10 protein-coding genes are annotated in these 11,460 nt (G+C 29.8%); 5 read left to right on the top strand and 5 right to left on the bottom strand.

From position 1 onward, the window contains the following. Positions 1 to 4: 4 nt before the first annotated feature. On the top strand, positions 5 to 319 hold the full coding sequence (locus L8X33_RS02780) for a DMT family transporter (RefSeq protein ID WP_263669893.1): 315 nt from the start codon (positions 5 to 7) through the stop codon (positions 317 to 319). 10 nt (positions 320 to 329) lie between these two features. Here the strand turns inward: L8X33_RS02780 and L8X33_RS02775 are convergent, their stop codons facing one another. Continuing rightward, positions 330 to 1,982: a 4Fe-4S dicluster domain-containing protein gene (locus L8X33_RS02775; protein ID WP_263669892.1), complete on the bottom strand. Its 1,653-nt coding sequence runs from the start codon at positions 1,980 to 1,982 to the stop codon at positions 330 to 332. A gap of 90 nt (positions 1,983 to 2,072) precedes the next feature. Here L8X33_RS02775 and selA point away from each other — a divergent pair, with 90 nt between their 5' ends. The 4 genes from selA to L8X33_RS02755 are packed head-to-tail and all read left to right on the top strand — an operon-like array spanning position 2,073 to position 6,483. Then, positions 2,073 to 3,404, top strand: coding sequence for an L-seryl-tRNA(Sec) selenium transferase (gene selA, locus L8X33_RS02770; protein WP_263669891.1), 1,332 nt, complete (start codon positions 2,073 to 2,075; stop codon positions 3,402 to 3,404). Beyond that, positions 3,397 to 5,202, top strand: a complete 1,806-nt coding sequence (gene selB, locus L8X33_RS02765; RefSeq protein WP_263669890.1) for a selenocysteine-specific translation elongation factor — start codon at positions 3,397 to 3,399, stop codon at positions 5,200 to 5,202. Before selA ends, selB begins: the two co-directional genes overlap by 8 nt. A 53-nt stretch (positions 5,203 to 5,255) precedes the next feature. After that, on the top strand, positions 5,256 to 5,969 hold the full coding sequence (locus tag L8X33_RS02760; RefSeq protein WP_220566922.1) for a thioredoxin fold domain-containing protein: 714 nt from the start codon (positions 5,256 to 5,258) through the stop codon (positions 5,967 to 5,969). After that, positions 5,956 to 6,483 (top strand): hypothetical protein, encoded by a 528-nt coding sequence (locus tag L8X33_RS02755; RefSeq protein ID WP_263669889.1) that lies wholly within the window; start codon positions 5,956 to 5,958, stop codon positions 6,481 to 6,483. Before L8X33_RS02760 ends, L8X33_RS02755 begins: the two co-directional genes overlap by 14 nt. Positions 6,484 to 6,505: 22 nt before the next feature. Here L8X33_RS02755 and gdhA read toward each other — a convergent pair whose 3' ends face one another. The 4 genes from gdhA to gltX form a co-directional block, all read right to left on the bottom strand. Continuing rightward, positions 6,506 to 7,873 (bottom strand): NADP-specific glutamate dehydrogenase, encoded by a 1,368-nt coding sequence (gdhA, locus tag L8X33_RS02750; protein WP_263669888.1) that lies wholly within the window; start codon positions 7,871 to 7,873, stop codon positions 6,506 to 6,508. A gap of 12 nt (positions 7,874 to 7,885) precedes the next feature. Continuing rightward, positions 7,886 to 8,551, bottom strand: coding sequence for an MqnA/MqnD/SBP family protein (locus L8X33_RS02745; protein WP_133319772.1), 666 nt, complete (start codon positions 8,549 to 8,551; stop codon positions 7,886 to 7,888). A gap of 247 nt (positions 8,552 to 8,798) precedes the next feature. After that, a complete protein-coding gene (locus L8X33_RS02740) occupies positions 8,799 to 10,034 on the bottom strand; it encodes a malic enzyme-like NAD(P)-binding protein (protein WP_263669887.1) in 1,236 nt (411 codons plus the stop codon). Next, positions 10,034 to 11,425: a glutamate--tRNA ligase gene (gltX, locus tag L8X33_RS02735; RefSeq protein ID WP_263666364.1), complete on the bottom strand. Its 1,392-nt coding sequence runs from the start codon at positions 11,423 to 11,425 to the stop codon at positions 10,034 to 10,036. The genes L8X33_RS02740 and gltX overlap by 1 nt, the downstream gene beginning before the upstream one ends. Positions 11,426 to 11,460 lie beyond the last annotated feature (35 nt).

Below are 11,460 nucleotides of genomic sequence, written 5' to 3'. Positions count from 1 at the left end.
TAAAATGCATTGGTTAGTATTAGCAATTAGTATAATTTTTGAAGTGATTGCAACAAGCTCGATGAAGTATGCAAGCATAAGTAAAAATAATCTTTATTTAATCGTTTTTGCGGTGTTTTTTTCATTTTCTTTAGCAGGTTTATTTTATGCTTTGAAAAAAATTGATTTAAGTATAGCTTATGCAACTTGGGCAGGTTGCGGTTTGGCATTAGTTAGTGTGGTGGGATTTTTAATCTTTAAAGAAGCAATTACTCTTAATAAAATCATTTTTATTATTTTAATCATCACTGGAGTAGTGGGATTAAAACTTAGTGCTTAAGCCTTTTGGCTTAAAGCACATTCATACTTTGTATCATTACTTTTGCTTTACATTCAGCACAGCAATATAGTGTTTTTATCTTAGCTTCATCACCTATAAATCTTGGTTTCATAATGCTAGCAATTTTTTCAATGGCCTTTTTAGTAGCAAATTCTTTCCCACACTCTACACAAGCAAAAAGTTCATCTTGAGCTAAAACCATAAAAGAAAAATACTCTTTTTCCAAATCTATCCCACTTCTTTGAAGCATTAAAGTATCTTTTTCAGCACAACTTGCCTCACAATACCCACAGGTAGTACATAAGCTTGCATTAAATTTCAAAGAATTATCCTTAGTATCAGCCACTAAAGCTCCTACATTACAAGCTCCCACACAAGAAAGACATAAAGTACAGGTGTCTGCATTAATGGTGATTTTTCCATAGCGTATCCATTCTTTGCTTGGGATATTGCCTAAATTTTCTTCCTTTATAAGCTCTCTTAATCTTATAGCAAAATCTTCTCTTTTTAAAAGCGCAGGATTATAAGATATAAATTTAAGATTTTCTATAAAATGAGCTTGATTTATAGCCTCTAAAAGTTCTTTTTCATCTTTAGCTAGAAAAATTGCGTTTTGTTTAAATTTTCTTTGAAAAATTTCATTCATCAAAGCTATCACTTCTAAAGCACCTTGCGATAAGCCATCACTATAAAAAATCACACTCGCACCACTTGTTTGAAGCATAGCTAAAAAATGTGCTTGATCAAGATAGTTTTCACCTTTAATCATAAAAGGCATTACATCTTCTTTTAAAGTGATATTTAAATTTTCTATAGACATTTTCTCAGGGATTATTAAAATGATTTTATCTTCATAAAATTTTAAAATTTCATAAAAGCTATTGCGTGGCATAGGTGCATAATCAAGCGCTCCACTAGGACAAATTCCTACACAATCACCACAGCTTAAACAATCCACATGAGAAAATTCTAATTTTCTTTGCTCATCATCTTTTAAAATAGCCACACTAGGACAAATTTCAGCACATTTTCCACAATGAATACTTCTTCTTTCATGGTATTGACAAATGCTATCATCATAACTAATATAATTTCTAAATTTATATTTTGGAGAATTAGAATTTAAAAGTTTTATAAGTTCTTCTTGACTTAAAGTGGTTAAATCATAGCAACCACTTTGTTGATCAAAACTTTCTTTTTTTACATCATATAAGAAAAAATCACAATCAATCTCTACTTGCTCATTATCTTTTAAAGCTATCACACAAAGCTCACCCACGCAACCTAAAACACCCAAACATTGCTCATTACTTAGTTTTAAAACCTTGCATTCTTGTTTTTTTAAGCTTTCAATAAGCTTATCTTGATCCTCATCGCTTACAATAATTACATTTTTACCCACTTCTTTGGTGTATTCTAAATCAAGTCCTAAATCATAAACTTTAGATCTAATCTTGTATAAAGACTCAATAGTTTTGGCTTTTTTAAGCACATCATCTTGTGAGTTTTTAAGGTAAAAATTAATCTCAGGTGCATAAACTTCAGGATTTAAAAGCTTTGAATTTCCTATAAAAACTTCTTCATTACAGGCTTTTTGAACTATGCTAATATCATCACTTAAAGGAATTAAATCTTCATTTTCTAAAAATACAAAATCTTTCATAACACTCTCTTTTAAATTTTTTTAATCTTAATTATATAAATTTCATTATAAAAAAGTTATAATTTTACTAATTTATTCTTAAGGTTTAAGATGAACAAATTTAGAAATTTTCCACCCATAAACACACTCATAAACGATGAAAACTTGGCTAATTATCCTTTGTATTTAAGATCTCATTTTGCAAAAATAGTTGTTTCAAATTGTAAAAAAGAACTGAGTAAAAATGAAAATTTAAATTTTAGCTTGCAAGATTTGCTAAGTAAAATTGCCCAAAGTATTGATGAGTTTTTAAACATGCAAAGTCAAAGTTTGATCAATGCTAGTGGAGTTATCATACATACTAATCTTGGTCGTAGCATTATTGATGAGAGTATTTTTGAAAGAACTAAAGAAATCATCTGTTCTTATTCAAATTTAGAGTTTAACATGCAAAGTGGTAAAAGAGGCTCAAGGTATGACGCACTTAGTGCAAATTTAAAAATATTATTTGATTGCGAAGATTGCTTGATTGTTAATAATAACGCTTCAGCTGTATTTTTAATCTTAAATACCTTAGCAAAAAATGAGGAAGTTATTACTTCAAGAAGTGAGCTAGTTGAGATTGGGGGAAATTTTAGAATTCCTGAAGTTATGCTAGCAGCTGGTGTTAGGCTAAAAGAAATAGGCACGACTAATAAAACTCATTTATATGATTATGAAAAAGCTATCAATGAAAATACTAAAATGATTTTAAAAACTCATCGTTCTAATTTTGCTTTTAAAGGATTTTTTGAAGAAGTAAGCTTAAGTGAAATTCACGCTTTAACAAAAAAGAAAAAACTCATATCTTATTATGATTTGGGTGCTGGCTGGTGTGAAAAGATTAATAAACAACTTAGTAAAAACGAACCAAGTGTGAAAGAGCTTTTAAAACATTGTGATATTTTAAGTTTTAGCGGTGATAAACTTTTTGGTTCTACTCAAGCAGGCATTATACTTGGAAAGAAAAAATACATTCAACAATTAAAGAAAAATCAACTTCTAAGAATGCTAAGGGTTGATAAAATCACTCTAGCTTTTTTAAATGAAACTGCCAAAGCTTACTTAGAAAAAGAATATGAAAAAATCCCCACACTAAAACTTTTAAATGATGACTTAAAAACCATAGAAAAAAAAGCACTCTTTGTCAAAGAAAAAATTCCTATAAAATGTGAGTTAAAAGCTTCTAAAAGTTTAGTAGGTGGTGGCTCTATGCCTGATAAAAGCTTAGATACTTTTGTGTTAAGTTTTGATGAGAAAGCTTTGCTTTTACAAGAAAAATTTAGAAAAAAAGGCGTAATCGGCCGTGTTGAAAATGGGCATTTTGTGCTAGATTTTAGAAGTATTTTAGAAAAAGATTTAAATAAAATAATAAGCATTATTAAAGAGGTATTTCATGCATAGTATCATCATAGGCACTGCTGGACATATTGACCATGGTAAAACTTCACTTATTAAAGCTTTAAATGGTTTTGAAGGTGATGATTTAAAAGAAGAGCAAGAAAAAGGCATTACGATCAATCTTAGCTTTTCAAATTTAAAAAGTGAAAATTTAAACATTGCTTTTATCGATGTGCCTGGGCATGAAAGTTTAATTAAAACTATGATAAGTGGTGCTTTTGGCTTTAGAGTATGTATGTTTGTCATAGATATAAACGAGGGTTTAAAGGCTCAAAGTATAGAGCATTTAAGGGTTTTGGAATTTTTAGGCGTAAAAGATGTAGTGCTTATTTTGAGTAAGGTTGATTTATGCAAGGATTTAGTACAAAAGCAAGCAGAGCTTTTAAAAGAATTAAAAGCCTTTAAAATCAATATCTTAAAAGTTTTTCCAACTAGCATTTATGATGAGCAAAGTATATTAAATTTAAAAAACTATCTGCTTAGTTTAAAGCCTAAAGAAAATGATGAAAATTTGATTTTTAGATACTACATTGATAGGGTTTTTTCTCTAAAAGGTATAGGAACGGTAGTAACAGGGAGTTTAAATGAAGGAAAAATAAGCAAAAATGAAAAAATATTTTGCCTTGAAAATCAAAAAGATATCATTGTAAAAAACATACAAATTCATGAAGAAAATGTTTTAGAAGCAAAAGCTTATAATAGAGTTGCTTTGAGTTTAAATTGTGATTATCATGAGTTAAAAAAAGGCTATATATTAAGTAAAAAAGGTGTTTTTAAAAGCTTTAAAAGTATCGATGGGGTTGTTTTTAGTACAGAGATTAAACACGGGAGTATTTTAGAATTTTGTAGTGGCTCAAAAAAGCTTAATGCAAAAATTAGTGTAATCAAAAAATTTGAAGATAAAACTTATATTAACTTAGAATTTGATAAAAGCTTACCTTTGTGTTTTGATGATAAATTCATCTTGCTTGAAAATGGGCGTATTAAAAGCGGTGGTGTGGTTCTTAATGCGGTAAGTGAGCCTTTAAAAAAAGATATAAAAGCTAAGTATTTAGCACTTTTAGAACAAAAAGATTTAAAAAAGGTATTTGAGTTTTTAAAACAAACTCACAAACTTGGCTTTGGATTACTTTCAAGCTATCAACGCTTTAAACTCACTCATGAGCAAGCCCTGAACCTAGCAAAAAGCTTAAATCATGTTTTTGTCGATGAGCAAGCTTTAAATGTATATGATTTAAATGCTATGCAAACTTTGAAAGAATTTATTGATTTTATTTTCTCTAAAAATCCTTATGCTTTAATCTCGTCTCATTCTATCGCCTTAAGGCTTAGCTGGGCAAGTGAGAGCTTTTGCGCTTATACACTCAAGCAAATGCAAGAAAAATTAGATTTTAAAGATGGCATATGGTTTTTAAAAGGACAAGATTTTGAAAAATTACAAGAAAAGGCTCATTGTGAGCTTTATGAAATTTTAAAAAAAGAAGGCATAAAACCTACCGCACCTTACAATCTTTATGAGTATTTAGAGCTTGATAGGAAAAATGGAGATCTTATTTTAAAAAAACTCACTAAAGAAAACAAAGTCAAAAGATTAGCGCATAATCTTTTTATAGAAAAAAATACTCTTGAAAATCTCATGCAAGAGTTTTTAAAACTTTTGCAAAATCATCATTTAGATGTAGCTTTTGTTAAAAATCATTTTAAAATTTCGAGAAAATATGCCATAGCTTATTTAGAATATCTTGATAAAAACTACCCTCAAGTTAAAAAAATAGAGGAAAAAAGAATATTAAAAATCTAAGTGTTAAAGATTACATTTTATAATGTGCAAAAATTTTAAAACAAAGGAAAATGATGAAAAAATCTTTAGCTCTTTTAACTCTTGCTAGCTCTTTATTTGCTGCAAGCAATGAAGAAATTATTAATTTTTTTAAGAAAAATCCAAATTTATCAAATGCAAACATTAGTGTTTCTAGTAGAGAAAAAATTCCTGATACTAACTTTGAAGCTGTGATAGTTAATTTTGAAATTAGTGGTAAAAATTTCCAAGAAATCGTTTTCACTCAAGATAATATCATCACAACTGAAGTAATTGATGTAAAAAAAGGTGAATTTTACTCTCAAGTTTATCAAGCAAAACTCATGGAAAAACAACAAGCTGAATTTTCAAAAAAAGCTCTAGTTGAACTTAAAAAAGAAAAAATGTTTATTTCTTTAGGCGATAAAAACAAACCTTTACTTTATGTTTTTAGCGATCCTGAATGTCCATATTGTAGAATGCATTTAGATAAAATAGAAGAAACACTAAAAACTCATCAGGTTAAATTTATCTTAACCCCTATCCATGATACTAGTGCTTTTGAAAAATCTGCATTAATTTACAAAGAAAGTAAAAATGCTAAAGATGATGCGCAAAAAATCGCTATCATGAAAAAATATTATGATAAAAATTTAAAAGATTATAAAAAACCTAGTGAAGCTGAGGTTAAAGCAGTAAGAGAAACTTTCGCAAAATACTCTAAACTTGGTCTTCGTGCTGTGCCAACTATAATCGATGCTCAAAAATAATTTTTTCTTGCTTGTGTTTGCACTATTTTTAAGTGCTTGCACAGGCCCTATGCAAACTTTTATCCAAACAAATAATGAGGGTATTTTCCTGCATGCTAGTAAAAATCAAAGTTTTTCTTTACACATCAATAATCCTTCAAAATTAAACACAAATTTAGAAGCCAAGCTCGCTCAAAAATTACAAAATTTAGGCTTAGTTTTAAATAATGTTCAAAGTGATTATAAAATTTATATCAATATAGTAGATTTTAAGAAATTTTCTTACGCACAAAGATTACGCGCTTCTAATGCGAGATTTTTTTATAATGACTTTGATAAAATAGATGATGTTTTTGAAATGGAAGTAGAAAATTACTATCTTTTGCAAGTTAATTTACAAATTAGCTCCAAAAACTCTACTCAAAGCACCTCGCTTTTAGCAAGAACTGCTTATCTTGGCAATATAGACAGAGCCAAAGAGTCTTTAGAAGAAAAAATCGCCAATCAAATAACAAGCTTTTTTTATATACACTAAAGATGGCATTTAAGCCATCTTTTTAAATATAACCATGATCAATCATCGCATCAGCTACTTTTTTAAAGCCTGCTATGTTTGAACCTACTACTAAATTTCCTTCATGATTATAAGCTTTTGCACACTCGTATGAATTTTCAAAAATATTTTTCATAATCTTATGTAATTTTGCATCAACTTCCTCAAAGCTCCATTGACACATACTTGCATTTTGTTGCATTTCAAGTTGAGAAGTCGCTACACCACCTGCATTAGCAGCCTTAGCTGGCGCAAATAAAAAGTCTTTTTGATTTAACATAAAATCGATCGCTTCAAGTGTGCTTGGCATATTAGCTCCCTCTGCTACCATACGACAACCATTGTGATATAAGGTTTTAATATCTTCTAAATTTAATTCATTTTGCGTAGCACTTGGAAAAGCTATATCACAAGGTATACTCCATACTCCATTACAACCTTGTTTATACGCACTTTTTGGAGTAAAAATAGCACCTTTTTTAAGCATTGCATAATCACTCACTCTAGCTCTTTTTACTTCCTTAATTTCTTTTAATAAATCTAAATCTACCCCATCTTTATCATAAACAAATCCATCGCTATCGCTTATTGTGATTGCTTTTGCACCAAGTTGATGTAATTTTTCTATGGTATAAATTGCCACATTTCCACTACCTGAAACTGCACACTCTTTTCCTTCTAATGCATTGTTGTATTTTGCTAGCATTTCTTGAGTAAAATACACACAGCCATACCCTGTTGCTTCTGTTCTTACTAAACTTCCACCCCATGGAATTTTCTTTCCCGTTAAAGTTCCATCAAAATTAGAGCTAATTTTCTTATAAGCTCCAAACATATATCCAATTTCTCTAGCACCAACCCCTATATCGCCTGCTGGCACATCAGTGCTTGCACCTATGATTTTTGAAAGCTCGGCCATAAAAGCTTGACAAAAACGCATAATTTCTGCTTCGCTTTTGCCTTTAGGGTCAAAATTTGCTCCTCCTTTAGCTCCCCCTATCATTAAACCTGTTAGAGAGTTTTTGAAAATTTGTTCAAAACCTAAAAATTTCAAAACATCTAAATCTACACTAGGATGAAATCTGATCCCACCTTTATAAGGTCCTAAACTAGAATTAAACTGTACTCTATAACCAAAATGCGTTTGAGCTTTACCTGCATCATCAATATATACTACTCTAAAAATAGTCGTTTTTTCAGGCATAACAATACGCTCTAATATAGCATGATCTTGATAAGTTTTGTTAGATTCAAGTAAAGGTTCTAAAGAATTTAACACCTCAGTTGCTGCTTGAAAAAAGATAGGTTGTCTTGGGGAAGTTGCTTGAATTTTTTCTAAGGTTTCATTGATATATTGTTTAGCTATACTCATAAATTGTCCTTTTTATAGTATCTTGCTGTTTGCATTAGCTAAAAATTTTTTTAGCGCCTTTTGCTCCTTTGTTCCTATTTTGTAGTAAATTAGCTTTAAATATGCACTAATTTCTTTTTGAGAAAGATTTCTTGACTTAGAATAATCTAGCAAAATATATTGCGGAATGAAAATTTTACTTTTTGTGAAATTTTTCATCATTTTTTTATAAATAGAAAAATTTTTAATACAAGAAAATCGAGCAAAAACAAAAGGTAGTTTTGTCTTTTCATACCATAATTCGCATAAATCAATATAATCTTTTGGATTTTGCAAATAAAGTTTTAAAGCCTTATCACCGATGATAACCTCCCCTTTTTGCTTTAAAACTTTTGCAAGAGCATTAGAAGTTGCAGAGCTTGCATCTTCTTTGCTTTCAGATTGTTTTTTCACTAAAACGCTTTTTACCTTTTTGCTTGCGCAAATCCCCACATTTAAGGTTTTGTATTTTTTTCTACGACTTTCAACACTTGAGATAATCGCTGCATCAATGCGTCTAAAATACAAATGGCGATTTAGCTTACTAGGAACCCCTTTTTTGTATTCTGTAGTTTGCTTAACATAGCTAGGAAAAGCTGATTTTTTAAGATAGATATGTAAAGGGAGTAAATTAAGATAATCTATCTTACCAAAAATCATCTCGACCTTTCTATGATTAAGTAAAAATATCCTATTAAAAAATATCTTAAATATAAATTAATTTTATTAAAAACACTAGTAATATCAAATTTATATAATTTAAAAAGAAAAAAAGTAACATTTAAAACATATTTTTTAAATGATTTTTAAAAAATATGTTTTTATAACTCATATAAACAATAAAAAATAGATAAAATTAAGTTTTATAATAAAAAATTATTTTAAATAAAACTTAATTTATAAAAAATTATTTTAAACTATCAAAATATCTCTGATAATCAAAATTATTTATCAAAGCTACTCCATCTTCAACCGCAGCTTTTGCTACCGCAGCACTAACTACAGCTTTTACTCTGCTATCAAATGGTTTTGGTATCACATAATCTCTACCAAAACTAAGCTCTTCTACTCCATAAGCTTGTTTTACCTCATCAGTTACTTCAAACTTAGCTAAATCAGCCAAAGCTTTTGCGGCTGCTATTTTCATATTTTCAGTAATTTTAGTTGCCTTTACATCTAAAGCTCCTCTAAAGATAAAAGGAAAACCTAAAACATTATTAATTTGATTTGGATAATCACTTCTACCTGTTCCAACTATAGCATCGTTTCTAACTCTTTTAACATCTTCTGGCATTACTTCAGGTACAGGATTAGCTAATGCAAAAATCACGGGATCTTTTGCCATACTTAAAATCATCTCATCATCTAAAATCTTAGGTGCACTCAAACCCAAAAATACATCAGCACCTTTTAAAGCTTCTCTTAAAGTGCTATCTTTGGTATCGCTTACAAATTCTAGTTTGTATTTATTTAAATCATCTCTTTGAGTATTAATCACACCTTTACTATCTACTAAAACAATATTTTTAACCCCTAAATTTCTATACATTCTAGCACTTGCAATACCTGCTGCACCTGCACCACTTACCACTACTTTAATATCTTCAAATTTTTTACCACTAATTTCCATAGCATTCATTAATCCTGCTGTAGAAATGATCGCAGTTCCATGTTGGTCATCATGCATTACAGGAATTCCAAGATCTTGCAAGGCAGCTTCTATTTCAAAACATTTTGGTGCTGAAATATCTTCTAAATTAATTCCTCCAAAAGTAGGTGCTATAGCTTTACAAAAGGTAACAATCTCATCTATACTATGAGCATTAATTTCCAAATCATAAGCATTAACATTAGCAAATTTTTTAAACAAACAAGCTTTTCCTTCCATAACAGGTTTGCTTGCACTCGCTCCTATATTGCCAAGCCCTAAAACCGCACTACCATCGCTTACTATAGCAACTAAATTAGCTTTATTAGTGTATTTATAAGCTAAAGTTTCATCTTTTGCTATCTCAATACAAGGTTCAGCAACCCCAGGAGAATACGCCAAAGATAAATCATGTGCACTATCCATAGGCTTTCTAGCAACAATATCTACTTTACCACCTAAATGATATTCTAAAGCCTCTTCTTTTAAATTCATTATTTTTCCTTCATATAATTTAGTAAATTTTTTATCCTAAGTTTAGCCTTTTGCACTCCTAAAAATTCCAATACTTCAAATATACTAGGACTAACCGAGTTTCCTGTGAGTGCGATGCGTATAGCTTGAGCTAGATCTTTTAACTTAAGATTATTTTCTTCTAAGAATTGATTAGTTAATTCTTCAAATTCACAAGCATTTTTTTGCTCATTTAAAACCATAGCGTATTTTTCCAAATAAGTTAAATTTGTAACATTGAGAAATTTATCTACAGCCTTTTGATCATATTCTTTTGGGTCATTTAGTAACACTTTAGCCCCGCTAATAATATCATGCAAAGTTTTAGCTCTCTCTCTTAACATATCTAGCAAAAAGCCTGCTTTTTCATACTGACTTAAATCAAAACCTAAATCTTTTAATTGTCTATTGATTTCTTCAAAAGGTAAAGTTTTAATATAATGAGCATTAAGCCATTCTAATTTTTTAAAATTATAGCAAGAAGCACTTTTGTTAATATGATTTGGATCAAAAAGCTCTTGCATACTTTCTAAAGAAAAAATTTCATCATCGCCATGACTCCAACCAAGACGCACTAAGAAATTAAGCAAGGCTTGAGGTAAAATCCCCATATTTTTATATTCCATCACATCAGTTGCTCCATGACGCTTAGAAAGTTTCTTACCATCTTCACCATGTATCATAGCTACATGATAAAATTTAGGTATTTTAAAGCCTAGTGCTTCATAAAGGACAATTTGTTTTGGAGTATTTGATAAATGATCATCTCCTCTTATAACATCACTCACACCCATTAGTGCATCATCAATTACAACGGTTAAATTATAAATTGGGCTACCATCGCTTCTTGCAATTACAAAATCATCTAAAATATCTTCAGCCTTAAAACTAACCTCGCCTTTAATGCCATCTATAAATTTAATCTCTCCACTTTGTGGTGCTTTTATACGCACCACAGGCTCAATACCACTTGGCGGAATTCCTTTAAAATCTCTATATCTACCATCATATTTTGGACGCTCTTTAGCTGCTTCTTGCTTAGCTCTTAACTCATCAAGCTCTTCTTTGCTCATATAACAATAATAAGCCTTGCCCTCATCTAATAATTTTTGAATGTATTTTTTATAAATATCAAATCTTTGAGATTGATACTCGATCGTCCCATCATAATCAAGCCCACACCATTTAAATGCTTCTATAATAGCTTGCGTAGCTTCTTGTGAATTTCTTTTTAAATCCGTATCTTCAATACGCAATAAAAATTTACCCTTATTTTTTCTTGCATAAAGATAATTATATAAAGCTGTTCTAAGCCCTCCTATGTGCAAATATCCTGTTGGAGAAGGAGCAAAACGCGTTGTGATTTCTTGCATATTTTTACCTTTTTTAAATTTTTATTGTTATAATG

Source organism: Campylobacter sp. CNRCH_2014_2849 (assembly GCF_025772845.1).
Taxonomy (GTDB): domain Bacteria; phylum Campylobacterota; class Campylobacteria; order Campylobacterales; family Campylobacteraceae; genus Campylobacter_D; species Campylobacter_D lari_D.
This window is presented reverse-complemented; position numbering and strand designations above follow the sequence as displayed.